The following is a 25210-nucleotide window of genomic DNA, read 5'->3' as shown; positions in this document are numbered from 1 at the left end:
CGCTCGTCCGGAAGGTGCCCGCGCACCCGCAAGGTGGTCTCCGCGGAGTCCCGGGGGCGGGATCGCCGCGCCTAGCCGATCAGGTACGCCGAGGCGGGCATCGAGCACTACCGGCGGGTGGAGTGCGAACGACCAGCCGGTGGCGCATGCCTTCCACCTCGCCCGTGACGCCGGGGCCTACGTCTCCGTCAGGGTGGTCATGAGGGGCCCAGGCGGTCCTGAGACCCCTCGGCGGCGCGGACGGGCCGCGGCAGGGGTCAGCGGTGCCGGCGGCACTGCAACTCCATGATCCCGCTGTCGGAGGCGAAGCCGGAGACCAGGTCGGGCCGCATGAGCGACCGCCAGAGGCCGACACCGCCCCAGACCAGGATGTGGCCGTCGCCGCCCAGCCTGAGCTTGACGATCTCTGCTGCCGTGTCGCCGTCGGCGATGGTGGTGTTGGCCCAGTCGGCCGTCTTCAGGGTCCGGGAGAAGACGACCTTGCGCCCGGCGGTCAGGATGTCGGCGAAGGGGTGGTCGGTGGCGGTCGTCATGCCCTTGGCGATGCCCTCGTAGGCGGTGCGGCCCATGACGTGCGCGTGGGCGCTGCGCAGGAAGTAGAGGTGGGCCGGGGAGTCGGGCCGGCTGTTCTCCGGCAGGCCGAAGCAGAACTTCCAGAAGTCGGTGCCCTCGTCGGCGAGCAGGCCGTCGAGGGAGTAGTTGAACACTGCCGCAATCAGCTTCCGCATGAGCGCGTCTTCGTGGTCTCGGGTCGTGCGGGGATCGAAGGCCGCGGGACGTAGGTGTGCCGGGCGTACGTGCAGCCGACACGTCAGACATCAGAACCGTCCCGAACTCATCGGTGCCGGCCGGGCGCGTGCGTCGAGAGGTCAGTACTTGTCGACGCAGATGGTCAGCGCGGGGACGGGCCACGTCCAGGAATGTCTGGCCACTCCATCGCAAGCGGTGGCGTCCTTGTCGGCGTTCCCCCGCAGGACGCGCCGCACGGTGAACGTCTTCGGCGCTCGGCATTTGCGAGCGAAGTCCACGAATTCATCGTTCTTTGACCACTTGTAGCAGTAGTTCCGCCCGAACTGGTACGCCAGGCAGTACAGCACGTCGTTGTGGATGAGGTAGCGGTGGTTGGTCGTGCCGTCGCAGAACCCGGAGGGAGTGGTGATGGCGGCCACCCGGTAGGGCGCGCCCTGCTTGCAACTGTCGGTCACCGGCGCGTTCGGCAGGCCGGACAGGCAGTCGCCGACCTTGAAGTCGGCCACCGGCTCGCTCGGCTCTGCGCTCGGGGCCACAGTGGGGGCCACTGTGGGGGCCGCAGTGGGGGCCGCAGTGGGGGCCGCAGTGGATGGTGCCTGGGTGGGGACGTCGGTGGGCGCGGGGAACGACGAGGACGTCTCGGCGGACTCGCTCGTGGCCCGCGAAGAACCGGTCAGGGTCTCGCGCACGCTGTTCTTGATCATGTTCTTCCCGACCACCGCGAGCAGCACCAGCACGACCGCCCCCACCGCAGCTCCGATACCGACCATTTTCGACCGGCCGGAACCCGAAGCCGCCTCGGCCTGCCGGACAGGCGGCGAGACGGACTGCGCGGCCTCCCGTAATCGCGTGGCCCACTGCGCGGGCATGGGACGGCTGAACGGGGGCTGGTCGAGCGCGGCCATGGCGAACTCCGCCAGACCGGGACGGACGGCGGCCAACGCGGACACGTCGGTGGTGGACGGGTCACGGGCGAAGACGCGGATGGCCAGCAGCGCGAACTGGTAGGCGTCACCCTGCGGCGTCCCTGGCTGCTCCCCGGCGGGAATCCGCCGGTCGGGCGGCGTCTCCAACGGCGGCAGCGCCCGCGCCGCGCCCAGCCCCATCGCGTCGCAGCCGATGAGGAAACATCCCGGCCGGGGTTCCGTCGTGAACAGCACGTTCTCAGGGGACAGGTCGCCGACGACGACGCCCATCGTGTGCAGGCGGGCGAGCGTGTCGGCGAGATCGGCCAGGATCAGCAGGCGGTCGCGGTCGGTGACGTCCTCCCGGCCGAACAGGCGGTCGACGGTCGCGAGCCGGCGTACGGCGCCGGACGGACCGGGCGTCTCGCGGAAGAACCGCTGAGGCACGGTCCGCATCAGGAAGCCGACGACGGCGCCGTTCTCCTCCACCAGTTCGGCCGGCCAGGCCGCGCGCTCCTCCAGCCAGGCGGCGTCGGACGGGGAGAGCCGGCCGTTCAGCTGGGTCATCGCGGTGAGGACGGCGACGTCGAGGCCCGGTCGGACGTCGTAGTCGATCTCCTTGTACGCGACGCCCGGCCGGCCGTTGATCCTGCCGCTGAGCTCCTCGTGGACCATCCCCTGGCCCTCACGCCCGAGCGGCCGCCCCAGGGCGAGCTTTGCGCGGCCGATCACGGTTTGCCACCTCTGGCCTTGACCATGCAGCGACCCTAGTTCCGCCGGCACCGGAGATCAAAGAGACATGTCTCACCTCCGGCGCCAGGCGGTTCGGCCACCGACGGCTTTCCCAAGAGGAAAGGCGGCGCCGCCTGATGGATCCGCTCTTCGACGAGTTCCTGCACGTCCCGGCGCGGCTGTCGGTCGTGGCGCTGCCGGCTCCGGCCGAATGGGTCGACTTCGACTTCCTCAGGAACTCTGTCGGCACCAGCAACTCGGCGCTGTCCGAGCAGGTCTCCGCGCTGGCCGCCGCCGGACACGTGGTCGTCCGCAGGGGCCAGGACAAGCGGGCGCGGCGACGTACGTGCAGCTCGCCCCGCGGGGACGGTCGGCCTTCCAGCGGCACGCGGCGGCCCTGGAGCGGATCGTCGCCCTCGCCCGCGACTCCGCCGACCGGCCCGCCGCCGACCAGCAGTGACGGGCCCGCCGGGCCCGGCCACGCGGCACGCTCAGCTACCCCAGCCCGCGTAGATCGCGGCGGCCAGTTCCTCTTCCGTGGCGCCCTTGCGTACCAGCGCCTTGGTGGCCTGGGCCTGGGCCGTCGTGGGCAGGCGGCCCTCGATCAGCAGTGGCAGCGAGAGCCGGCGCACCAGCACCTCCGACGCCGCGATCCCGTACGGGCGGCGCGTCACGGCCACGTTGACCCGTAGCGCGTGCTCGTTGCCGGGCGACACGCCGGGCCGGTCGATCTCGACGGCCGAGTAGCGGAAGCCGTTCGCGAGGTCGCAGGCGGAGCATCCGGCCGGACCGCGGCTCAGCCGGTTACCGCATTCGGTGCACGTCAGACGGTCGTAGGCGGCGTCCACGACCCGCCACGGGTGTTTGTCGGGCTCGTCGACCACCATGCGGGCGATCTCCCGCTCGTCCCGGGGCTCGACGGTGCCGAACTGCTCGCGCAGGAAGGCACGCCAGCCCTCCTCGACCAGTTCGTCCACCAGGCCGGCGCAGCGTTCGCAGTCCGGCGCGCCGGCGGGCTCCTGGTATCCACACATCTCGCACTGCCGCATGCCCGCACCGTACAAGCCAGGCAGGTCAGGACGCATCGCAATTATCGGGCCGCCGGTTATTCGTTTGCGAGGGCCGTGCCGGACACGGCATACTCGACGGCGTTGATCAGAGCGACGCGAAGGGAGGCTGAGACCGTGACGACCGTTGCCCGCGTGCCGTTTTCCGCGACCTCAGACCTTCCCACCGGGCGTCCGCTGACCTGATCCGTTCGGCGAGCCGGTGGGCCTCGATACTGGAGATCTCACCGTGCCCAAGCACTCGCAACACCGCCGCCGTGGCAAGTTCGCGCTCGACGCCGACGACATCGAATGGCTCGAAACCACCCCCGAGACCGATGACGGCCCGCCCGAGGGCGACCGCTGGTCCACCTGGGACCAGAGCACACCCACCGAGAAGGGGCCGAAGCCGTACCCCGGCTGGCTGATCACCGAGCTGGCCGCCGTCGACACCGAGCACGGCCTGCTCAAGACGGGCAAGGAGGCCGACGTCCACCTGATCTCGCGCGGCGTGCCCGGCACCGACCGGGTCTGCCTGCTGGCGGCCAAGCGCTACCGCTCCTCCGAGCACCGCCTGTTCCACCGCGACTCCGGCTACCTGGAGGGACGCAGGGCCCGCGAGAGCCGGATGAACCGGGCCATGGCCAACCGCACCGCCTTCGGCAAGCAGGTGATCGCCGCGCAGTGGGCGGTGGCCGAGTTCGGGGCGCTCTGCCGGCTCTGGGAGCTGGGGGTGCCGGTGCCGTACCCGGTGCAGATCCTGGGGACGGAGATCCTCCAGGAGTTCGTCGGCAGCCCCGACGGGTACGCCGCCCCGCGCCTGGCCCAGGTCACCGACGGCCTCGACGACCTGTGGCGGCAGCTCGTGGACGCCATGGTGACGATGGCCGGGGAGGGGCTGGCGCACGGGGACCTGTCGCCGTACAACCTGCTGGTGCACGAAGGGCGGCTGGTGATCATCGACCTGCCGCAGATCGTGGACGTGATCGCCCACCCCGCGGGCCCGTCGTACCTGGAACGGGACGCCCGCAACGTGGCCACGTGGTTCGCGTCGAAGGGCGTGGCCGCCGCGGACCCCGACGCGCTCGCCGCCCTCCTCCGCAAGGCGTCCGGCCGGACGTGACCGGCCGGAGCCGTCGTCCGCGAAGCGGCTAGGCGCGCTCGGGCCAGATGAGGCCCTGGTCGGTCCAGACGACACCCTTGTTGCGGCAGAGGCAGAAGGGGTGGCCGACCGGGTCGGTGTAGACGCGCCAGCCGTAGCCGTCGGGGCCGATGGAGTCGTGGTGCAAGGACGCGCCGAGGGCCAGCACGCGGCTCTGTTCCGCCTCGACGTCGTCGACCTCGAAGTCGAGGTGGAACTGCTTGGGGTGCTCGCTGTCGGGCCACTGCGGGGCGCGGTAGTCCTCCACCGGGTTGAAGGCCAGCTCGACTTCGCCGAACTTGATACCGGCCCAGTTCGCGTGGCTGCCTTCCTTGATCGGGCGACCCGTCACCTCGGAGTAGAAGGCCGCCAGTTTCATCGCGTCAGGGCAGTCGATGATGAAGTCGGTGAGTCGCAGCATCCCACGATCCTGTCACAAGGTCAGATACGCGGGGACGTTGCCTGGACGCGGCCGCCCTGAGGGAGCTGGGGTGAGCCGGTAACCCGCACGGCCTCGCAGGGTTCAGCGGCAGACCGTGCCGGGCACGGGAAGCGTCCCGGAGACCAGGTAGCGGTCGATGCTCCCGGTCGCGCAGGCGTTGCGCAGGTATGAGGTGTGCCCGTCGCCGTCGTAGGTCAGCACCTGTGATCCCTTGATGCCCCTGGCCAGGCTCTTGGCCCAGGCGAGCGGCGTTGCGGGATCATGCGTGTTCCCGACCAGCAGAACGGGCGGCGCCTGGGTGATGTGCACCGGCCGCTGCGGATCGGACGGCGGGACGGGCCACCCCACGCATCCGGTCGTCATGTCCCAGAACTCCGACGTCCCGCGCATGTGCGGGGCCCTCCGCGCGACGTCCCGAGCCCGCGTCCTGAGCTGCGCGAATGCGTTGATCTCAGGGTCGATGTCCTGGCAGAGGACCGCCCGGTAGGCCGAGGTCGTCGCAGGGTTGTCCAGCGCCTCGGCCCGCATCTGCCCGAAGATCACCGCATCCCCCTGCTCCGCCTGAACGATGCCCCGGGCCAGACCGCCGTTGAAGTCGGGGGCCATCGTGAGCATCGCGTATGCGACGTAGCGCAGTTCGTCCGCCGTCAGCGGCCGCCCGCCGGTCACCGGGATCGGCGTCTTCTCCGCCTTGGTGACCAGCGCGTCCCACACCCGCGGTACGGACCGGCCGTGCAGCTCGCATTCCTGCGTCCGCTCGCACCAACCGGCGAACCGGCCGAACCCGTCCTCCACCGCCGCCGCGGCATCGCGCACCATCTGGCGCGAGCTCATCCCGTGATCGACGATCCCGTCCAGAGCCATCGCCCGTACCCGGCCGGGGAACCGCCGCGCGTACTCGGTCCCCAGCATGCTCCCGTAGGACCGTCCCAGGTAGCTGATCTGCTCCTCGCCCAGCGCGGCCCGCACCGCGTCGAAGTCCCGTGCCACGCTCCCGGTGTCCATGTGCCGGATCAACGGCCCGCAACTGTCGCCCACGGCCCGGTTGTGCGCGACGAGCCGGTCGTACTCCCGCCGCGTCTCAGGGAACTGCGTGACGGCCGGATCGTGCACCGCCTTCCCGCAGGAGATCTGCTCGCTGCCGCCGACCCCGCGCGGATCGATCCCGACGATGTCGAACCGCTCGCGCAGCTCGTCGGAGAAGTAGTACGGCGCCCAGTCCCGCACCAGATCGGCCGCACCCGTCCCCGGTCCACCCGGGTTGTAGAACAGCGCTCCGATCCGTTGTCCGGTGGCCTTGCGTCGCGTCATGTTCAGCGAGATCTGCGGTCCGTCCGGCTGCGCCCAGTCCACCGGCACGGCAAGGGTGCCGCACTCGGCTCCCGGCTCCGTCCCGCAGGCTCGCCAGTCGATCGCGTCTGTACTGCTCACGCCTGCTGCTTGGGTCGCGGCGGCGGGTGTTGCCGGGACCGCCATCGCGATCAGCGCCAAGCCTGTGATGAGGGGGGTCCATTTCATGATCTGGATCGTCTCCCGCTCACCGGCCTCCGTCATCGGCCTTTCGGCCTGCCGCCTCGGCCGAACGGACGATGGTTCATCGGGTACGGCTCTTGGAAGTCCTGACAGAAGAATCAGCGGACTAGGCTCGCGCCTCGGCGAGCGGGGCCGGTTCCCGCTCGCCCGCCGCCGCGGGCCGGGTGTCGAGGAGGACGCGCACCGCGCCCACCCACACGAGCGCCGAGCCGAGCAGATGGACGAGGACGACGACCTCGGGCAGGTCCGTCACGATCTGCGTCAGGCCGACGAGCCCCTGGGCGAGCAGCACGGCGAGGAACAGCGTGGTTCGCCGGTGAGCGGCCGAACCCGGCTCGCGGCGCGTCCTGAGCCACAGGGCGACGGCGAGCCCGAGGCTGAGCGCGGCGGCCGCACCGTGCAGCCAGGTGAGCGCCGTCCAGTTGAACGGCATGCGCGGCACGTCGGAGGAGTCACCCGCGTGCGGCCCGGTGCCGGTGACGATCGTGCCCGCCACGATCAGCACCGCCACGGACGTGACCAGCGCCACCGGAAGGCGGCCCACCGGCGCGGACAGGGGCCGCGCGGGCCGGTCGAGCCGTCGCGCCTTGTGCCAGACGACCGTGGTGGTGGTCAGGAACAGCACGGCGGCCAGGAAGTGCGCGGTGACGAGGTACGGGCTCAGCCGCGCCCACACGGTGAGCCCGCCGACGACCGCGTTCAGCATGACGATCCAGAACTGCGCCCACCCCCACCGGGTCAACTCGGGCACGGGACGGCGCTGCAGCCGGGCGACGACGATCAGCCAGCCGACGGCCACGCACACGACCCCGGACAGCACCCGGTTGCCGAACTCGATCGCGCCGTGGACGCCGAGCTCGGGCGTGGCCGCGAAACCGGCCTCCGAGCAGCGGGGCCACCCGTCACAGCCCAGCCCGGACCCGGTCAGCCGGACGACTCCGCCGGTCACGATGATCATCAGGCTGGTCGCCAGCGCCGCGCCCGCGGCCCGTCGCAGGGCCACGCGCTCGAAGCCGACCCGGGCGGCGAGCCATTGGAAGGGAGTGATCATGGGGGAAGAGGTCTCTCTGCTGCTCGACGAACCGCCGCGCAGGGCGGCCGAAAACGCGATCAAGGATTTACTCTACAACCCGTAGAGCACCCCGCCACCCCGGCACGCGAACGGTGAGGCCGGGCGAACGGCGACGACCGGACGACGGACGGCAATGCCGGACCGCGGAGGATGGTGCCGGGCCGCGGGCGGCCACCTCCGCCGTTCGGGCAGAGGTGGCCTGATCCCCCGTGGGTCAGCTGGTTTCGTTCTTCTTGGTGAGTTCACCGGTGGCGGCGTCGACCATCACCTCGTGCTTGGTCCCGTCCGGGGTCATCACGTCGGACTTCCAGACGGTCTTGCCGTTCTCGGTTTCGAGCTTCAGCTCGGTGACGCGTCCCTCCGGTACGGCGGCGGCGATCTTGTCGGCGGCCTGGGCGTAGTCGAGCTTGGCCGCGTCGATGCGGGCCCGCATCTTGGCCTTCTCCTGCTCGTCCTCCTGCTTGGCCGTGGGCCCCTTGACGACCTTGCCTGCCTCCACGTCGACCTGGTGTTCGGTGCCGTCGGAGCCGACGACCTCGACCTGCCAGATCTTGCCATTCTCCTCGCTCTCGACGGAGACGACCTTGGACCCGGGCACCGCGGCCATGGCGACCTTGGCGGCCTCCTTCAGCTCTCCGGCCCCCGGCTTCATCGTGGACGTGCTACCCGGCGAGGGGGACATGGTCCCCGTGGCGGGCGGGCTCTCCATCGACGGAGACGGGCTTCCCATGGTGGAACCCGGTGTCGGTTCGACGAACTGGCCGACTTCCCGTACGGCGCCGCAGCCGGCGGCGAGCACCGCCGCCCCGACCAGAGCCCCGATGATCGACTTGTTCATACCAGGATCGCTGCCCCAGGATTCCGCCTTCATTCCCGCAGGTCAGAACCCTGGGCCAACACTCCCGGCCGACGCGGACCGACAAAGCCAGGCGGGCAAGGGCGAGCCGTCGCCCCCGCCGCTCCTACTGGATGCCCGCTTCGCGCATGTCCCGGAGCTCGCGCTTGAGCTCCTTGATCTCGTCGCGCAGCCGCGCGGCCACCTCGAACTGGAGGTCGGCGGCCGACTGGTGCATCTGCTCGGTGAGCGACTCGATCAGCGACTCCATCTGCGCCCGCGGCATCTCGCCCGCGATGGCCTTGGCGTGCTGACCGGCCTGGCGGGCGGCGAAGCCCGGCACCGGGGCCTTGCCGCGCGACTGCTGACGGCCGCCGCCCAGCAGCTTGTCGGTGTCGGCGTCCTCGCGCTGGAGGGAGTCGAGGATGTCGGCGATCTTCTTGCGCAGCGGCTGCGGGTCGATGCCGTTGGCCTCGTTGTAGGCCATCTGCTTGGCCCGCCGCCGATTGGTCTCGTCGATGGCCCGCTCCATCGACGGCGTGATCTTGTCGGCGTACATGTGGACCTGGCCGGACACGTTACGGGCGGCGCGGCCGATCGTCTGGATCAGGGAGGTCTCCGAGCGCAGGAAGCCCTCCTTGTCGGCGTCGAGGATGGCCACCAGCGACACCTCGGGCAGGTCGAGGCCCTCGCGCAGCAGGTTGATGCCGACCAGCACGTCGAACTCGCCGATGCGCAGCTCGCGCAGCAGCTCGATGCGGCGCAGCGTGTCGACCTCGCTGTGGAGGTAGCGGACCCGGATGCCAAGCTCAAGGAGATAGTCGGTCAGGTCTTCGGACATCTTCTTGGTCAGCGTCGTGACCAGGACGCGCTCGTCGCGGTCGGCGCGCTCGCGGATCTCGTGGACCAGGTCGTCGATCTGCCCCTTGGTGGGCTTGACGACGATCTCGGGGTCGACCAGGCCGGTGGGCCGGATGACCTGCTCGACGACGTCGCCCTTGACCCGCCCCAGCTCGTACGAGCCCGGCGTGGCCGACAGGTAGACCGTCTGCCCGATGCGCTCCAGGAACTCCTCCCACTTCAGCGGCCGGTTGTCCAGCGCGGACGGCAGCCGGAACCCGTGGTCGACCAGCGTGCGCTTGCGCGAGGCGTCGCCCTCGTACATCGCGCCGATCTGCGGCACGGTCTGGTGGGACTCGTCGAGGACCAGCAGGAAGTCTTCGGGGAAGTAGTCGAGCAGCGTGTTGGGCGCGGTGCCGGCGGCGCGGCCGTCGAGGTGGCGGGAATAGTTCTCGATGCCGGAGCAGGTGCCGATCTGGCGCATCATCTCGATGTCGTAGGTGGTGCGCATGCGCAGCCGCTGGGCCTCCAGCAGCTTGCCCTGCCGCTCCAGCTCCGACAGCCGCGCGGCCAGCTCGGACTCGATGCCGGCCACGGCCGCCGCCATGCGCTCCTCGCCGGCGATGTAGTGGGAGGCGGGGAAGATGTAGAGCTCTTCGTCCTCGGTGATGACCTCGCCGGTCAGCGGGTGCATGGTGGCGAGCTTCTCGATCTCGTCGCCGAACATCTCGATGCGCACGGCCAGCTCTTCGTACTTCGGGATGATCTCGATCGTGTCGCCGCGCACCCGGAACGTGCCCCGGGTGAAGGCCAGGTCGTTGCGCGTGTACTGCATGTCGACCAGGCGGCGCAGGAGCTGGTCGCGGTCGACCTCCATGCCGACGCGGAGCCTGGCCATGCGGTCGACGTACTCCTGCGGGGTGCCCAGGCCGTAGATGCACGAGACGGAGGCGACCACGATGGTGTCGCGGCGGGTGAGCAGCGAGTTGGTGGCCGAGTGGCGCAGCCGCTCGACCTCGTCGTTGATCGAGGAGTCCTTCTCGATGTACGTGTCGCTCTGCGGCACGTACGCCTCGGGCTGGTAGTAGTCGTAGTAAGAGACGAAATATTCGACCGCGTTGTTGGGCAGCATCTCGCGCAGCTCGTTGGCGAACTGGGCGGCGAGCGTCTTGTTGGGCTGCATGACCAGCGCGGGCCGCTGCAACCGCTCGATCAGCCAGGCGATCGTGGCCGTCTTGCCGGTGCCGGTGGCGCCGAGCAGGACGTTGTCCTTCTCCCCGGCCTTGACGCGGCGCTCCAGCTCGGCGATGGCCGTCGGCTGGTCGCCGGATGGAGTCATCTCGGTGACGACCTCGAAGGGCGCCACCTTCCGCTGCAAATCTGTGACCGGACGCATGCTGCCACTGTAGGCGGCGCCACCGACAGAAACCGTCAGGCCGCGGGCTCCCCGATCCGGGGGAACGGAGTGGTGGAGAAGACCACCTCGACCGGCACCCCGAAGTACGCGGATATGCGCAACGCCAGGTAAAGGCTCGGGCTGTACTCGCCGCGCTCCAGGTACCCGACGGTCTGGTAATGGACCTCCACGGCGTCGGCGAGCTGCCTGCGGGTCACCCCGCGCTCGGCGCGCAGCAGCGCGATGCGGTTGTGGACCGTCCCGCTCATTGATCACCCCGCGTAGTAGGTCTGCTTCATCCATAGCACATCCACTATGGGGCGTAACAGGCATATGACGACACATTGCAAGCGAACAGCAAGCCATACCCGATACGGTCGTATTCGCCTGTAGCGGAAAAGGAAGGTTCGATGTCACGACCCCGAGAGGCACTGATCCAGGCAGGTCAGGGCATAGCCCACGCGGTCGCTCAAGGAGGTGACGTGCGGCAGGCGATGAGCCAGGCGATCGGACAGGTCACCGAGCAGGCCGGCCAGCTCACCGGCCAGGCCCCCGGCTTCGCGCTCAACCCGCACGACTTCGCCGCCGCCCGCGACGGCGGCGTCTCCGTCGGCACGCTGATCGAGGCCAGGTCCGCCTCGCTGAACGAGGCCGGCGAGATCGTCAACCGCAGCTTCGCCGAGAACGGCATGCACGTCATCTCGCCGGTGGTGATCCCCAAGGGCAGCACGGCCAAGGTGGTCATCCCGCTGACCGTTCTGGTGGTCCTCGGTCTGATCGGCGCGCTCGGCGGCATCGTGCCGGGGTCCGACATCTTCTTCGGCCCCCACTACTGGGTCGTGCTGGTCCTGGCCGCCGCGTTCCTGTGGTGGCGCAGGAGCGTGGTGATGGTGCCCGAGGGCTGCAAGGCGCTGATCACCAAGTTCGGCAAGCTGGTGCACATCGCCGACCCGGGCCGGGTGACGCTGTTCAACCCGTGGAAGCGGGTCAGCTACATCGTCAACACCACCCGCGAGTACCCCTTCAACGCCCCCATTAGGGAGGCGCCGACGCAGCAGGGCGTCAAGGCCAGCGTGGACCTGTTCCTGCAGTTCAGGATCGAGAACCCGGCCGAGTTCATCTTCGTGCTCGGCTCGGTCAGCGGCTTCCAGTCCAAGCTGCAGAACGCCATCAGCGAGGTCACCCGGTCCCTGATCTACGCCCAGCGGGCCGAGGACATCTACGACCTGGTGGGCGAGAGCACCCTCGGCATGCTGGAGAACCTCAACCAGCAGTTCCTGCCGGCCGTACGGCTCACCGACGTGAACATCACCCACGCCGAGCCGTCCAGCCAGGAGTACCGCATGGACCTGGCGGCCCCCGAGATGGTCCGCGTGGCCAAGGAGGCCTACACCTACGAGTACGAGCTCCAGCTGCGCAAGGAGCAGAACGAGGGCGACCTGGTCAAGGAGCTGGCCGGCCTGCAGGAGACGCTGAGCGCCATCCAGGCCGAGATCGCCGGCTACCAGGCCCGCATGGACACCGCGCTCGAACGCGCCAGCCACCAGGCCACCGCGCAGGCCAGGCAGCGCCTGGTCGAGGCCGAGTCCACGGCCAACGCCAACGCCGCGCTCCTGGAGGCCCAGGCCCTGGACATCCGGGCGCTGTCGGCCGCCGAGGCCCCCGAGATCCTCGACTACCGCTTCCAGCAGGACCTGCTGAACAAGCTGGAGTCGGTGGCCACCAGGCTGCCGCAGGTGGTGCAGGTGGGCGAGCAGACCGACATCGACTTCCTGGCCCTGGCCCAGCAGCTCGTGGGCGGCAAGGGCGCGGCGCTGTTCTCCGCCGAGGACATGGCCGCCATCCGCGGCCGGCTCGGCGAGATCGCCGCCCGCGTCAGCGACCGCGAGGACGAGATCGCGGCGCTGCTGAAGAAGGCCGCCGCCGACGTGAGCGAGCCGCAGGCGACGCCTGAGCCCGACCACGACCTGGAAAGCACGGTCGAGCGCCTGCTGCCCGGCCGCCTGAGCGAGGGTGAGGTCCGATGACCCGCGAGTTCTCCAAGATCAAGGAGTCGCTGGCCTCCTGGTCCGACATCCGTCAGCTCCTGCGCGGCGGCGAGCAGGGCCAGCTCGTGCCGGTCGTGATCCCCAAGGACCGGCGCGGCTTCGCCTGGATGGCGCTGGTGCTGCTGGCGCTGTACTTCGCCGGCATGGCCGCGCTCACCGAACTCACCGTGCCGGCCGCGCTGGCCGCGCTGTTCTTCCTGGTCGTGGCGCTGGTCACGATCTGGCGCAAGGCGATCATCGAGATCGAGGAGGGCACCACCGGCATCCGCAGCCGTTGGGGCGCGATCACCGGCACGCTCCCGCCGGGCCGCCACTACCTGTGGCTGCCGTGGGACCGCGTGGACGCGGTCGTGGACACCTCCACCGAGATCCCGTACTCGGCGCCGATCGTGGCCTGCCCGACGGCCGAGAACGTGCCGCTGAAGTCGATCGAGTTCTTCCTGAAGTTCCGCATCGTGGACCCGGTGGCGTTCGTCCGGACGATCGGCGCGGGCAACTTCGACCTCGTGCTCTCCAGCGCCGTCCAGGACGCGATCCGGCAGCGCAGCCGCCGCGTCAACACCGAGCGCGCCTACGACCTGCGCGGCTCCGACGTCGGCGACATGCAGGAGGCGCTCAACCGCCAGCTCGGCCGGTACGGCGTGCGCGTCACCGGCGCCAACATCCCCGACGTCCAGCTCCCCGACCAGTACCAGCAGCACCTGGCCACCCGGGAGAAGGTCGCCAAGGAGCTGTCGGCCTACGAGCGCGAGTGGGAGCTGACCCGCAAGCGCCGCATCGACACGCTGCTCATGGAGATCGAGCGTTCCAAGAAGACCCGCGACGCCCGCGTGGTCGAGGTCAAGGCCGCCCACAACACCGCGCGCAAGAACGTGGCGCGCATGCTGGAGGAGCAGGAGACCGAGGCCCAGCGCGTGACGTGGGAGATCGAGGCGCGCGGCAGGGCCGACCTGACCGCCGCCGAGAACGAGGCCAAGGCCCTGCGCAGGCTGGCCGAGTCCTACCGCGACAACCGGGCCGTGCTGCAGTACGAGCTGGCCCGCCGGCGCCTGGACGTGGGCGCCAAGCTCGCCGAGAACGCCCCCCAGCCCCTGGTCGTACGGACCCAGCAGGGCCAGGGCGACTCGGCGCTGTCCACCCTCATCCTGGCCCAGCTGCTCCCCCGCATCTCGGGCACGGGCCCCGCCGCCGTCAACGGCCAGACCCCCACCGCATAGGAGAGACCCATGGTGTTCCGCAAGTTGATGGCCGCCTTCGGCGCGGGCGTCGAGGTCGACACGATGCTGACGGACACGACCGTGCGCCCCGGCGAGCCGCTGCGCGGCGTCGTGCACTTCCGCGGCGGCGGCGCCGACTACAAGGTCGAGGGCATCTACCTCGACCTGACCGCCGTGGTGGAGGTCGAGAGCGGCGACAACGAGTACAAGACGACCTACAGCTTCCTGCGCCAGCAGGTGGCCGGGACGTTCCAGCTCGCCTCGGGCGCCCAGCACCAGCAGCCGTTCCAGATCATGGTGCCGTGGGAGACGCCGATCAGCGCGATCGGCGGCCACCCGCTGCACGGCATGCGGCTCGGCGTGCAGACGGAGCTGGCGCTCGCGGGCGCGATCGACAAGGGCGACCTCGACCCGCTGTTCGTCAGCCCGCTGCCGGCCCAGGAGCACGTCATCGCCGCCCTCGACCGGCTGGGCTTCCACTTCAAGAAGGCCGACCTGGAGCGCGGCACGCTGTACGGCTCGACCATGCCGTTCTTCCAGGAGATCGAGTACCACGCGGGCGGGCAGTGGCGGCGGCACTTCAGCGAGCTGGAGCTGACGTTCATCGCCGGGCCGCGGCAGATGGACGTCATCCTGGAGGCCGACAAGCGCGGCGGCTTCCTGACCTCCAGCCACGACACCTACAACCGCTTCACCGTGCGCTACGACGACCACCCCGGCGCGGCCGACCAGGCGTTGCAGCACGGCCTGGAGCAGATGGCCCGCCGCCGCGGCTGGTTCTAGCGGGCGTCCCCCGGGCCGGGCGGCGTCCCGGCTCAGGGGACCCGGTACATGCGTTCGGTCCAGGCCCGGTAGCGCCAGGTGTGCCCGACGCGGTAGTCGTGGCCGAGGTAGAGGCCGAAGACCTGGCGCTTGAGCTCGCGCAGCGCCCCCACGACGTTGGGGGCCCAGCCGGTCATCGGATAGCCGCGGTAGGAGACCGTCCGCAGCCCCAGGCCGCTCGCCGCGGCCAGGGCGAAGCGGGCCGAGGCCACGTGGTCGGGGTGGTCGCACAACTTCCGGTTCCTGGGCGGCTCCGGGTCGAGGGTGCGCAGCACCGTCGGGCGGAACCGGGCGTAGAGCGCGCGCAGCACGCCGACCACGTCGCTCCTGACCACGCAGCGCGGCTCGGGGCCCGAGGCGAACCGGCGCACGCAGGAGCGGTCCTCCCACAGCCTGGTCAGCGCGTCGCGGCCGCCGTCGGCGCGCGGGTCGCCGCCGTCGGGCAGTCCGACGAAGGCGAGCCTGACCGCCGGCCTGTCGGCCAGCTCCTCCAGACGTACGGGGAAGCCGGCCGCCATGATCGTGCGCACGCGCCAGACGTCACGCTGCCCGGCCAGGAAGGCGTACGCGGCCCGCAGGCCCTCCGCGCGGTCGCGGGCGTAGGCGACGGGGTCGCGGTCGTCGTCCCAGCCGGCCTGGCCCTCGCCGGCGGTCAGGTAGACGGTCAGCGTCGGCAGATGCCACTGGACGGCGCCGTACAGGTCGGGGCTCATGAACAGCAGGTCGTCGTCCGGATGGGCCACGACCTGCATGAACCGCTCCCACCGCGACGGCCGGCCGGCCTCCGTCCAGGCCGCGGCGGGCGGCGCCGGGCAGGCCAGCACGGCCACCAGCACCAGCGCCAGCGCGGCCGCCGCGAACATCCTGATCCCCTTCATCCCCACCCCCGTGCGCTTCCAGTATCGAACCTGGTCAGGCCCCGGTCCTGAGCTGCCAGGGGGAGATGTCATGTCATTCCCGGGTAGGAGATACCTCCTTCCCGTGCGCTGGAAGTCGCATGCCGACGGTCGTTACGATGACCTAGGGATTGACTGATCGTCGAACGGTGGGGCGGACGATGGCACGGTTCACGGCGGCGTTGAAGCGAGCTGCCCCATGGGCTGCCCAGAACGCCGACGGCGCTATCGCGCTCTTACTGGCGGTCGTGATCGGCGTGCTCGGCATCATGCCGGACAAGATCGTGCCGACCGACGTGCAGACCCAGCTCGTCAACGCCGCGACGCTGGTCATCATGGCGCTGGTGGCCACCGCCCTGCTGCGCGACCGCGTCCGCCAGGCCCCGGTAGAGGAGACCATCACCTCCGGCGCGCTGGCCCAGCTCCCCGTCCGGCTGTCGCGGCTGGAGGAGATCGAGACGCTCGTCCACGGCACCCGCAAGGCCCTCGACGCGCTGCAGCTCGTCCGGGTGCTGGGCAGCAAGCAGGAGATCGCCCAGATGCACGCCGAGGCGCGCAAGGACACCACCCGGTGGAGCTTCAAGGGCGGCACCGGCACCTACCTGCGCGCGGTCACCCTGCCCGAGTGCGTGGCGGCCGCCCGCCGGGACAAGCGGCACCTCGTGGTGCGGGTCGAGGTGATCGACCCGTCCAACGTGGAGGTGTGCGAGACGTACGCCCACTACCGGCGTTCCCTGTCCGACTCCCCCGACGCGACCGGCGAGACGTGGACGACCGACCGGGTCAGGAAGGAGTCGTACGCGACGATCCTGGCCGCCTTCTGGTACCGCCAGCGCTACGGCCTGCTCGACATCGAGGTCGGCCTGTCGGCGTCGATGACCACGTTCCGGTGGGACCTGTCGGCCACCCGGCTGATCATGACGGTCGAGGACCCCAACCGGGCCATGACCGCGCTGGCCGGCACGTTCTACTACGAGAACTGCGACACCGAGCTGCGGCTCAGCTTCGAACAGGCGCGGCGGGTGCCGATGGACATGTACAAGAAGGCCCCGCTCAGCGACGAGCCCACGATCGAGGAGGTCCAGGACCTGTTCGGTCGCATCGGGGTGCCTCTTCCCAAGGCCTACGACGGCCGCGACGTCGTGGACATCGCACGCAAGGCCCTGCGCGCGGTCGACCCGTACGGCGAGGCGCATCCCGCGGCCCTCCGACGAGACGGAACGTGAGTGCCACTCCATGAGCTATCGGTCGGTCTTCCAGCGGGTCTGCGACGGACAGGCCAGGTCGTGGGCGCTCGGGGTGCTGAGGGGGTCCGCGCGCCCCAGGGCCGTACGCCATCCGCTCGGGTTCGTCTGCCTGCCGCTGGAGCGTGAGGGCGGCGAGGGGGTATGCCTCCACCTGTGGTCCGACTCGCTCAAGCACGCCGAGAGCACCACCTCGCAGATCCACTGCCACAGCTGGGACCTGGTCAGCCACGTCCTCTACGGCCAGGTGCGCAACGTGCACGCGGTGGTCACCGACGCGGGCACCGACGCCACGCACCGGGTGTTCGAGGTGGTCAGCGGCGCCGACGGCGACCGCATCTCGCCCACCGGCCGCACCGTGCGGCACGCGACCGGGCTGGTGGAGATGTTCGGGCCCGGCGACACCTACACGCTGTCGGCCGACCGTTTCCACAGCAGCGTGGTGCCGGAGGGCGGCGAGGCGGCCACGATCGCGCTCGGGCGCGGCCGGCCCGGCAGCCGCGACCTGTCGCTCGGCCCGCTCGGGGCGGGCGGCCACCACGTGCCCCGCGAGCCGCTGGACGCCGAGGAGACGGCGCTCGCCGTCCGGCTGATCACCGCCCACCTGACCTGAGGGGTGCCCGATGGACCTGGATCACGCTCGCACTGTGGCCGTGGAGGCCGCCCAGGCCGCCGGGGCGCTGCTCGCGGCGGGCACCCGCGGGGCCGTCGGCATCCGGGCCAAGGGCGACGCCGGGGACGTGGTCACCGATCTCGACCTGGCCTCGGAGAAACTGCTGGTCGAGCGCATCCTGACGGCCTACCCCACGCACGCGATCGTGGCCGAGGAGTCGGGGCTGATCGGCGCGGCCGGCGGCGAGTGGACGTGGCTGGTCGACCCGCTCGACGGCACCAACAACGTGGCCATCGGGCTGCCCACGTACGTCGTGGGGGTGGCGCTGTGCCAGGGCGGGCGGCCGGTGCTGGGCGTGGTGCACGATCCGGTGACGGCCCAGACGTGGTCGGCGATCCGGGGGCGGGGGGCGGTGGCGTCCACGGGGGCGCGGCTGGCGCCGCCGTACACGGCCAGCCCGCACGGCCCGCTGCTGGCCTGGACCCAGGGGTACGGCGTGAACAGGGGCGACGCCACCGTGCTGGCGTTGAAGGCGGCGCTGGAGGTCGGCGCGCGGCGGGTGCTGCAACTGTGGGCGCCGCTGCTGTCGTGGGCGATGCTGGCCCGCGGCGACATCGACGGCATCGTCGGCTACCGCGCCGAGGCGGTCGACCTGCCGGCGGGGGCGCTGCTGGCCCAGGAGGCCGGGATCGAGATCAGGGCGCTCGACGGCGGGCCGTTCGAGGAGAGCATCGACGGCTCGGCCGAGGACCGCAGCTTCGTGGCCGCCCACCCGCGCGCCCTTCCCGGGCTGATGTCGCTGCTGCCCGGCTGACGGCCCGCGGCGCTCAGCCGAACGTGACCAGGGCCCAGACCGTGGCCAGCAGCCCGGTGACGGCCAGGCCCGCGCCGGTGAGCAGGAAGCGGCGCAGCGGCACCGCGACGTCGTGGCGGCGGCACGACTCGAACCACAGGAGCGTGGCCAGCGAGGCCCACGGGGTGATCACCGGGCCCACGTTCGTGCCCACCAGCAAGGCCAGGAGGTGGTCCTGGTCGGCGGCCGGGATGACCGCCTCGACGGCCTTGTAGGCGGGCAGGTTGTTGATCGCGTTGGACAGGCCCGCGCCCACCGCCGCCGCCCGGTAGGGGTCGCCCTCCGTGCCGATCATCCACGTCATCAGGGCGTCGAGCCCATGGGCGCTGAGCGTGGGCACCACCAGGAACAGCCCGGTCACGAAGACGACGAGCTGCCAGGGGATCAGGCTCCAGGTCAGCCTGCCCCGGGCGCGGAGCAGGAAGGCCAGCACCACCAGCACGGCCGCGGCGGTGGCGGCGACGGCGACGTGCGCCTTGAGCAGCAGCAGGGCGATGAACAGCAGGCAGCCCGCCGAGGCCGCGCCGAACAGCACGCGGTCGGCCACCGGCTCCAGCACCGGCGGCGTGTAGCGAAGGTCGCGGCGCTCGCCCCGGCGCCAGAAGAACACCCACAGGAAGGCCATCGTCACCGCGATCGAGGCGAGCTGCGGGGCCCACATGCGGGCGGCGAAGCCCTGGGCGTCGAGGCCGAGTTTCTCCATGCTGAGCAGGTTGGTGAGGTTGGAGACCGGCAGCAGCAGGCTCGCGGTGTTGGCCAGCCAGATGGTGGTCATCGCCAGCGGCAGGGCGGCGATGCGGGCCCGGGGCGCCAGGGCCAGCATGACGGGGGTGAGCAGGACGGCGGTGGTGTCGAGGTTCAGAAATATCGTGACAAATGACGCGAAGGCCGTACAAAGAAAGAAAAGTGCGGTGTAGTTGCCGCGGCCGAGCACCGCCATCCGAGCGGCGATGGCGTCGAAGACCTGCGCCTCCTTGGTCAGCTCGGCCAGCACGATGATGGCGACCAGGAAGATCAGCAGCGGCCCGATGTCAGCGAGGCTCTCCACGGCGTCGCGCCACGGCAGTAGACCGGTCGCCACGAAGACCAGACCGAGAGCAAGCAGCCCGATCCTGATCAGATCGAGCACGCTCAGACGCCGCCACACTTGACGATGATCGCACACTGACTCCAAAACGCCGATTCCTCGGTGGATACTGAGCAGATGGCACGTGACGGCAGGCCGACCGAGATCTTCGTCAGCTACTCCCCGGCCGACACCGCCTGGGCGACCTGGATCGCCTGGGAGCTGGAGGCGGCCGGCTACCGGACCATGATCCAAGCCTGGGACTTCGTGCCCGGCACCAACTTCATCGACTTCATGGACCGCGGGGTCAGCGAGGCGCAGCTCGTCGTGGCCGTGCTCTCGCGCAACTACCTGACCTCGCGCTACGGGCGCATGGAGTGGCAGGCGGCCATGCGCGCCGACCCGGACAACCCCTCCAACAAGCTCGTCACGATCCGGCTGGAGGACGTGCACCTGGAGGGCCTGCTGTCCACGATCACCTGGGTCGACCTGCTCGGCGTCACCGACTCGGGGCAGGCCAGGGCGCTGCTGCTGGGCCGGGTCGGCGAGGCGATGGCCGGACGGGCCAAGCCGGAGGCCGCCCCCGCCTTCCCCTCCGGCCGCCTGGTGCCGCCCCCGGCCCCGACGCTGCCCCCGACGACCGATCTGACCAGGGCCCGCCGCACCCCGGCGACGGCCCCCAAGTTCCCGCCCGCGGGCGGCGGCGAGCGGGGGCGCGAGTCGGTCAACGTCCTGCACATCGGCGGGCCGAGGTTCGGCCGGGCGCTGCCCGATCCGGGCGAGCCGTTCACGCCGGAGGACATGCAGGCCCGCATCTGGGCCGACCTGACCGCCATGTACGACCGGGGCATGCCGCGTCCCGACCTCATGGTGGTGAGCGGCGACCTGACCGAGTCCGGCAGTCTGGGGCAGTTCGCGCAGGCCACGCAGTTCGTCACCGACCTGCGGCTGCTGATCGGGCTGGAGCCCCACCGGCTGGTGCTGCTGCCCGGCCCGCGCGACGTCACCAAGGCCGCGGCCAGCGCGTACTTCATGACCTGCGAGGCCGACGACGTGAGCCCGCAGCCCCCCTACTGGCCCAAGTGGCGGCATTTCGCCGGGCTGTTCCGCGAGGTGTACCAGGGCCTGGACGACCGGGTGTTCGACGGGGGCCAGCCCTGGACGCTGTTCGAGGTGCCCGACCTGCGGGTGGTCGTGGCGGGGCTCAACTCGACGATGGCGATGAGCCATCTGGAGCGCGACGCGTACGCGCTGCTGGGCGAGGCGCAGGCCGCGTGGTTCGCCGAGCGGCTGCGTCCCTATGAGGAGAGCGCCTGGCTGCGGCTGGGCGCGATCGGCCATCCGCCGGCCGCGCTGCGCGACGCGCCCACCTTCGACCGGCTGCTCACCCACCGGCTCAACCTGCTCTTCCACGGGTCCGGCGCGACCGGCGCGACCGGCGCGACCGGCGCGACCATCGAGCCCCGGCCGGGCTTCGCGGCGGTCGTGGCCCCGCGCTCCGGCCATCACCAGGTGGTCGAGATCACCCCCGACGGCATGCGCACCTGGACGCCCGACGCCGGCAAGCCCGTCCGCGCCCGGCACGGCTGGCGGGCGGTGCGGGCCACGTTCACGGGCGAGACCCCCGACGCGCCGCCGCCCGCCGCCAAGCCCGAGGAACGCGAGCCGAGCCCCGTCGAGCTGCTGCTCGACCGCATCACCGAGGTCTGCGAGGCCCGGCACGAGCGGGCCAAGATCCGCCGGTTCCCCGACCACCTGGTGGTCACCCACCCCGACGACGGGTTCGTCCGGCAGCTCATGATCGGCGCGCACGTCGGCGAGCTGACCGAGGCCGCCGCCGTCGGGTTCGCCCGCCGCGCCCATGCCGCCGACCTGGCCGCCGAGCTGGTCTACCAGGGCCCGCCGGCCCCCCGCGCGCTCCGCGACGACCTCATGCGCAAGGGCGTGCGGGTGCGCAGCTTCGTGGAGTTCCAGGGCCTGCTCGACCTGTCGGGGTACGTCGCCGAGCAGACCGGCAGGCTCACCGGCGACCGCCGCTACCCGCCCGGCCTCTACGTCCCCCAGCGCTACCGCGAGCTCGACCGCCCCAACAGCCAGATCAGGCAGGGGCTCACCGACGAGCTGATGCGGCTGCTGGCCACCGACCACGGCCGGTTCCTGTTGATGCTCGGTGACTTCGGCCACGGCAAGACGTTCGCGCTGCGCGAGCTGGCCAGGCGCATCCCGGTCGAGCTGCCGCACCTGACGCCGATCTTCATCGAGCTGCGCGCCCTCGACAAGGCCCATTCGGTCGACGCCCTGGTGGCGGCGCACCTGGCCGGGCACGGCGAGGAGTTCATCGACCTCAAGGCGTTCCGCTACCTGCTCCGGCAGGGGCGCATCGTGCTGCTGTTCGACGGGTTCGACGAGCTGGTCACCCGGCTGACCTACGACCGGGCGGCCGACCACCTGGCCACCCTGCTCGCCGCGGCCGAGGACAAGGCCAAGATCGTGGTGGCCAGCCGTACGCAGCACTTCAAGTCGCACAGCCAGGTGCTGACCTCGCTCGGCGAGATGGTGGGCGTGCTGCCGCAGCGGCGGGTGCTCAGCGTGGAGGACTTCACCCGGGACCAGATCCGCTCCTACCTGGCCAACCGGTTCGACGACGGCGACGAGGCCGGCGCGCGCATGTCGCTCATGGCCGAGATCAAGGACCTTCTCGCGCTGGCCCAGAACCCGCGCATGCTCAGCTTCATCGCCGACCTCGACGCCGACCGCCTGCGCACGGTCGCCGGCGCCCAGCACACCCTCAGCCCCGCCCTGCTGTACGAGGAGATCCTCAGCACCTGGCTGGCCTTCGAGGAGCGGCGGGCCCGCGTCCCCGGCTCGCCCGGCGCGCTGACGATCGACGAGCTGTGGCGGGTGGTGACCGCGCTGGCGCTGCGCCTGTGGGACAGCGGCGAGACGCTGCTCGGCGTGGACGAGCTGACCGAGATCGGCGAGACCCTGAGCGACCTGGCCTCGGGCCAGCTCTCGCCCGCGCACGCCGCGCACGCGATGGGCTCGGGCAGTCTGCTCGTCCGTACCGAGGAGGGCATGTTCGGGTTCATCCATGCCTCGGTGATGGAGTGGCTCATCGCCCGCCATATCGCCGCGAACCTGGACAACCCTCTCCCGCTGGCCCGCAGGCCGCTGTCGGCGCTGACGGTCGAGTTCCTGTGCGACCTGGCCGACGTACGGGCGTTGCGCGCCTGGGTGGCCGACCCGCCCGCCGACGACGTGGCCAGGGCGAACGCGGTCAAGATCGCGGCCCGGCTGCGCACCCCGGCCAAGGCCGACCTGCGCGGCGCGAACCTCAAGGGCGAGGATCTGTCGGCGCGCGACCTCCAGGAGGTCGACCTGACCGGCGCCGACCTGTCGGAGGCCACCCTCGCCGGCACGAACCTGTCCAGGGCCGTCCTGCGTGACGCCAGCCTGGCCGGCGCCCGGCTCGACGGCGCCCGCCTGACCGGCGCCGACCTGACCGGGGCCGACCTGTCGGGCGCGCGGCTGGCGCAGGTCGACCTGAGCGACGTCACGGTCGAGGGTGCCCGCTGGCACCGGGCCTCCCTGATCAACGTGACCGGCACGCTGCCGCACCTGCCGGGCGCGGCGGTGGTGCCGGGCCAGCCGGTCGAGGTGGAGTTCGCGCCGGCCGGCATCGGCGTCCCGTACGGCTACCACTTCCAGACCTCCCGCCTGCCCGAGCCCATCGCCTACAGCCCCGACGGCTCGACCGTCGCGATCGGCAACGAGGACGGCGGCGTGCTGCTGTGCGCCGGCGGCTCCCCGGTGCGCACCCTCCAGGGCCACCGCGGCCGGGTCTACGCCGTCACCTTCGCCGGCGACCTGCTGGCCACCGGCGCGAGCGACGGCACGGTCCTGCTCTGGGACACCCTCACCGGCCGGCGCCTGCACACCCTGACCGGCCACCCCGACGGCGTGTGGCCGGTACGCCTCAGCCCCTCGGGCGAGCTGGTGGCGGCCGGCGGCGGCGACGGCGTTGTCCGGGTGTGGGAGACCGCGTCCGGGCGGCTGGTCCACGAACTGCCCGGGCACCGCGCGCCGGTCTACACCGCCTCCTTCGGCCGCTCGCAGCTCGTGACCGGCGACTCCGCGGGCGTCGTCCGGGTCTGGGACCTGGCCGGCGGGGAGACGACGGTGACCCTCGACGGCCACCGCGGCAGCGTCTACCGGGCCGTGCACAGCCCCGACGGCACCCTGCTGGCCACCGGCGACGAGGCGGGCACGATCCGGCTGTGGGACACCGCCACCTGGTCCCCCCCGCACGAGCTGACCGGCCACGCCGGCAGCGTCTACTGCCTGACGTTCTCGCCCGACGGCTCGATGCTGGCCAGCGGCGACACGGCCGGCAGCGTACGGCTGTGGGAGGCGACCGGCGAGCCGCTCGGCGTGCACACCACGCACACGGCGGCCGTCTACCAGGTGACCTTCAGCCCCGACGGCCGCACGGTGGCCAGCGGCGACTCCGGCGGCACGGTCCGGCTGCAGCCCGTGGGCGGCGGCAAGCGCGTGGAGCTGACCGGCCACCGCAGCTCGGTGTGGCCGTTCGCGTTCCGTCCCGACGGCCAGCAGCTCGCCACCAGCAGCAACGACGGCACCGTCCGCCTGTGGGACCCGGTCTCCGGGCAGTGCCAGCGGGTGCTGCGCGGCCACGGCCGGCGGATCTCGTCGGTGCGGTTCAGCGCCGACGGCTCGATGCTGGCCACCAGCGGCAACGACGGCGTCGTCCGCGTGTGGGAGCCGCACACCGGGCGACGGCTGCGAGAGTTCACCGGCACCGCCGACCGGCTGATCTCCGCCCTGTTCTCCCCCGCCGGCCCGGTGCTGGCCACCTCCAGCAACGACGGCGGCGTGCACTTCTGGAACGCCACGACCGGCGACTACGAACGCGAGCTGCACGCCGAGACCGACCACGTGTGGGCCGAGGCGTTCAGCCCCGACGGGAACATGCTGGCCACGGCCAACGACGACGACAGCGTCAAGATCTGGTACCGGCCGACCGGGCGCATGGCCGTCGACCTGGTCGACCACCGGGGACGGGTGCGCTCGATCGCCTTCAGCCCCTTCGGCGACTACGTGGCCACCGGCTGCGACGACAAGCTCGTCCGCCTGTGGCACGTCGCCTCCGGCGGCCGGGTGGCGACGCTGGAGGGCCACACCGACCGGGTCTACTCCGTGGCCTTCTCCCCCGACGGCCGCTACCTGGCCAGCGCCGGCAACGACGGCCGCGCGATGGTGTGGGAGCTGCGGCCCGGCCAGCCCTGGCAGCCGCGCCTGGCCCACACGCTGACCCGGCACGACGGCCGGCTGTGGAGCCTGGCCTTCGACGCCACGGGCCGTCACCTGGCGACCGGCGGCGACGACCTGACCGTGCGGGTGTGGGAGACCGCGACGGGGCGGCTGCTGCACTCCCTCACCGGGCACGCGCGCCGGGTGTGGTCGGTGGCCTACAGCCCCACGTCCGACCTGCTGGCCAGCGCGGGCGACGACGGCGTGGTGATCCTGTGGGAGGGCGGCGAGCGGCGGGCGACGCTGCTGGGGCTGCCCGAGGGGTGGGCCGCCCTGACGCCGGACGGGCGCTACAAGGTGCACGGCGAGCCGGGCGGGCAGTTCTGGCACGTCATCGGGATGTCGCGGTTCGAGCTGGGCGAGCTGGACCCGTACCTGCCGGGGGTGCGTCAGGTGCCGCTCGACTCGCCCTTCTGAGGGCCGGCGGG

19 protein-coding genes and 1 pseudogene are annotated in these 25210 nt (G+C 71.4%); 9 read left to right on the top strand and 11 right to left on the bottom strand.

Going from position 1 to position 25210, the window contains the following annotated elements:
- Nucleotides 1-257: 257 nt before the first annotated feature.
- Together ACIA8R_RS17295 and ACIA8R_RS17290 are read right to left on the bottom strand one after the other, a co-directional pair.
- Complete coding sequence (locus ACIA8R_RS17295; protein WP_397039127.1) at nt 258-728, bottom strand: dihydrofolate reductase family protein; 471 nt, start codon at nt 726-728, stop codon at nt 258-260.
- Between the two features lie 141 nt (nt 729-869).
- The gene (locus ACIA8R_RS17290) at nt 870-2387 is read right to left on the bottom strand and encodes a hypothetical protein (protein ID WP_397039126.1); all 1518 of its coding nucleotides are present in this window, start codon (nt 2385-2387) and stop codon (nt 870-872) included.
- Nucleotides 2388-2524: 137 nt separating this feature from the next.
- Between ACIA8R_RS17290 and ACIA8R_RS17285 the strand changes: the two are divergent.
- Nucleotides 2525-2680 (top strand): annotated as a pseudogene (locus ACIA8R_RS17285) (transcriptional regulator); the annotation flags it as partial.
- Nucleotides 2681-2878: 198 nt separating this feature from the next.
- On the opposite strand, the gene ACIA8R_RS17280 reads toward ACIA8R_RS17285, so the two are convergent.
- Nucleotides 2879-3436 carry a hypothetical protein gene (locus ACIA8R_RS17280; RefSeq protein WP_357704488.1) on the bottom strand — a complete coding sequence of 186 codons (558 nt, stop codon included), beginning with the start codon at nt 3434-3436 and terminating at the stop codon, nt 2879-2881.
- Nucleotides 3437-3683: 247 nt separating this feature from the next.
- Between ACIA8R_RS17280 and ACIA8R_RS17275 the strand changes: the two genes are divergently transcribed.
- Nucleotides 3684-4556 carry a serine protein kinase RIO gene (locus tag ACIA8R_RS17275; protein ID WP_397039124.1) on the top strand — a complete coding sequence of 291 codons (873 nt, stop codon included), beginning with the start codon at nt 3684-3686 and terminating at the stop codon, nt 4554-4556.
- Between the two features lie 28 nt (nt 4557-4584).
- Here ACIA8R_RS17275 and ACIA8R_RS17270 read toward each other — a convergent pair whose 3' ends face one another.
- The 6 genes from ACIA8R_RS17270 to ACIA8R_RS17245 form a co-directional block, all read right to left on the bottom strand.
- On the bottom strand, nt 4585-4995 hold the full coding sequence (locus ACIA8R_RS17270) for a VOC family protein (protein ID WP_357704484.1): 411 nt from the start codon (nt 4993-4995) through the stop codon (nt 4585-4587).
- Nucleotides 4996-5097: 102 nt separating this feature from the next.
- Complete coding sequence (locus tag ACIA8R_RS17265) at nt 5098-6447, bottom strand: alpha/beta hydrolase (RefSeq protein ID WP_397039122.1); 1350 nt, start codon at nt 6445-6447, stop codon at nt 5098-5100.
- Nucleotides 6448-6655: 208 nt separating this feature from the next.
- Entirely contained in the window at nt 6656-7663 is a 1008-nt protein-coding gene (locus ACIA8R_RS17260) for a COX15/CtaA family protein (RefSeq protein WP_364092624.1), read from the bottom strand.
- A gap of 172 nt (nt 7664-7835) precedes the next feature.
- On the bottom strand, nt 7836-8459 hold the full coding sequence (locus ACIA8R_RS17255; protein ID WP_357704478.1) for a PepSY domain-containing protein: 624 nt from the start codon (nt 8457-8459) through the stop codon (nt 7836-7838).
- Nucleotides 8460-8583: 124 nt separating this feature from the next.
- Nucleotides 8584-10692 (bottom strand): excinuclease ABC subunit UvrB, encoded by a 2109-nt coding sequence (gene uvrB, locus ACIA8R_RS17250; RefSeq protein WP_397039120.1) that lies wholly within the window; start codon nt 10690-10692, stop codon nt 8584-8586.
- Nucleotides 10693-10727: 35 nt separating this feature from the next.
- Nucleotides 10728-10961: a helix-turn-helix transcriptional regulator gene (locus ACIA8R_RS17245; RefSeq protein WP_357704474.1), complete on the bottom strand. Its 234-nt coding sequence runs from the start codon at nt 10959-10961 to the stop codon at nt 10728-10730.
- A 141-nt stretch (nt 10962-11102) separates the two neighbouring features.
- Here ACIA8R_RS17245 and ACIA8R_RS17240 point away from each other — a divergent pair, with 141 nt between their 5' ends.
- Genes ACIA8R_RS17240 through ACIA8R_RS17230 form a run of 3 tightly spaced genes read left to right on the top strand, consistent with a single transcriptional unit; the run spans nt 11103 to nt 14740 of the window.
- Nucleotides 11103-12719 carry an SPFH domain-containing protein gene (locus tag ACIA8R_RS17240; protein WP_364092627.1) on the top strand — a complete coding sequence of 539 codons (1617 nt, stop codon included), beginning with the start codon at nt 11103-11105 and terminating at the stop codon, nt 12717-12719.
- Nucleotides 12716-13957, top strand: a complete 1242-nt coding sequence (locus ACIA8R_RS17235) for an SPFH domain-containing protein (protein WP_364092629.1) — start codon at nt 12716-12718, stop codon at nt 13955-13957. The genes ACIA8R_RS17240 and ACIA8R_RS17235 overlap by 4 nt, the downstream gene beginning before the upstream one ends.
- A gap of 9 nt (nt 13958-13966) precedes the next feature.
- A complete protein-coding gene (locus tag ACIA8R_RS17230) occupies nt 13967-14740 on the top strand; it encodes a sporulation protein (protein ID WP_357704468.1) in 774 nt (257 codons plus the stop codon).
- A 32-nt stretch (nt 14741-14772) separates the two neighbouring features.
- On the opposite strand, the gene ACIA8R_RS17225 is transcribed toward ACIA8R_RS17230, so the two are convergent.
- A complete protein-coding gene (locus tag ACIA8R_RS17225; RefSeq protein ID WP_364092631.1) occupies nt 14773-15657 on the bottom strand; it encodes a PIG-L family deacetylase in 885 nt (294 codons plus the stop codon).
- A gap of 179 nt (nt 15658-15836) precedes the next feature.
- On the opposite strand from ACIA8R_RS17225, the gene ACIA8R_RS17220 reads away from it, so the two are divergent.
- From ACIA8R_RS17220 to ACIA8R_RS17210, 3 genes are read left to right on the top strand one after another with little or no spacing between them, the layout of a single operon-like run.
- Complete coding sequence (locus tag ACIA8R_RS17220) at nt 15837-16901, top strand: hypothetical protein (protein WP_397039118.1); 1065 nt, start codon at nt 15837-15839, stop codon at nt 16899-16901.
- A 10-nt stretch (nt 16902-16911) separates the two neighbouring features.
- On the top strand, nt 16912-17532 hold the full coding sequence (locus ACIA8R_RS17215; protein ID WP_364092633.1) for a hypothetical protein: 621 nt from the start codon (nt 16912-16914) through the stop codon (nt 17530-17532).
- A 10-nt stretch (nt 17533-17542) separates the two neighbouring features.
- Entirely contained in the window at nt 17543-18346 is an 804-nt protein-coding gene (locus tag ACIA8R_RS17210) for an inositol monophosphatase family protein (RefSeq protein ID WP_357704460.1), read from the top strand.
- Nucleotides 18347-18359: 13 nt separating this feature from the next.
- Here the strand turns inward: ACIA8R_RS17210 and ACIA8R_RS17205 are convergent, their stop codons facing one another.
- Nucleotides 18360-19532 (bottom strand): SLC13 family permease, encoded by a 1173-nt coding sequence (locus tag ACIA8R_RS17205; RefSeq protein ID WP_364092637.1) that lies wholly within the window; start codon nt 19530-19532, stop codon nt 18360-18362.
- A 57-nt stretch (nt 19533-19589) separates the two neighbouring features.
- Between ACIA8R_RS17205 and ACIA8R_RS17200 the strand changes: the two genes are divergently transcribed.
- A complete protein-coding gene (locus ACIA8R_RS17200) occupies nt 19590-25199 on the top strand; it encodes a TIR domain-containing protein (protein WP_397039116.1) in 5610 nt (1869 codons plus the stop codon).
- Nucleotides 25200-25210: the final 11 nt, after the last annotated feature.

The sequence above is a fragment of the Nonomuraea sp. NPDC051191 genome, assembly GCF_044455665.1.
GTDB lineage: Bacteria > Actinomycetota > Actinomycetes > Streptosporangiales > Streptosporangiaceae > Nonomuraea.
The sequence above is the reverse complement of the archived record's forward strand: the minus strand, read 5'-3'. Positions and strand labels throughout refer to the sequence as shown.

Bases quoted from the DNA above. Each gene is read 5' to 3' on its own strand.
- ACIA8R_RS17295 (WP_397039127.1), bottom strand. From the start codon at position 728: ATGCGGAAGCTGATTGCGGCAGTGTTCAACTACTCCCTCGACGGCCTG.
- ACIA8R_RS17280 (WP_357704488.1), bottom strand. From the start codon at position 3,436: ATGCGGCAGTGCGAGATGTGTGGATACCAGGAGCCCGCCGGCGCGCCG.
- ACIA8R_RS17270 (WP_357704484.1), bottom strand. From the start codon at position 4,995: ATGCTGCGACTCACCGACTTCATCATCGACTGCCCTGACGCGATGAAA.
- ACIA8R_RS17255 (WP_357704478.1), bottom strand. From the start codon at position 8,459: ATGAACAAGTCGATCATCGGGGCTCTGGTCGGGGCGGCGGTGCTCGCC.
- uvrB (WP_397039120.1), bottom strand. From the start codon at position 10,692: ATGCGTCCGGTCACAGATTTGCAGCGGAAGGTGGCGCCCTTCGAGGTC.
- ACIA8R_RS17245 (WP_357704474.1), bottom strand. From the start codon at position 10,961: ATGAGCGGGACGGTCCACAACCGCATCGCGCTGCTGCGCGCCGAGCGC.
- ACIA8R_RS17240 (WP_364092627.1), top strand. From the start codon at position 11,103: ATGTCACGACCCCGAGAGGCACTGATCCAGGCAGGTCAGGGCATAGCC.
- ACIA8R_RS17235 (WP_364092629.1), top strand. From the start codon at position 12,716: ATGACCCGCGAGTTCTCCAAGATCAAGGAGTCGCTGGCCTCCTGGTCC.
- ACIA8R_RS17230 (WP_357704468.1), top strand. From the start codon at position 13,967: ATGGTGTTCCGCAAGTTGATGGCCGCCTTCGGCGCGGGCGTCGAGGTC.
- ACIA8R_RS17225 (WP_364092631.1), bottom strand. From the start codon at position 15,657: ATGAAGGGGATCAGGATGTTCGCGGCGGCCGCGCTGGCGCTGGTGCTG.
- ACIA8R_RS17220 (WP_397039118.1), top strand. From the start codon at position 15,837: ATGGCACGGTTCACGGCGGCGTTGAAGCGAGCTGCCCCATGGGCTGCC.
- ACIA8R_RS17215 (WP_364092633.1), top strand. From the start codon at position 16,912: ATGAGCTATCGGTCGGTCTTCCAGCGGGTCTGCGACGGACAGGCCAGG.
- ACIA8R_RS17210 (WP_357704460.1), top strand. From the start codon at position 17,543: ATGGACCTGGATCACGCTCGCACTGTGGCCGTGGAGGCCGCCCAGGCC.
- ACIA8R_RS17200 (WP_397039116.1), top strand. From the start codon at position 19,590: ATGGCACGTGACGGCAGGCCGACCGAGATCTTCGTCAGCTACTCCCCG.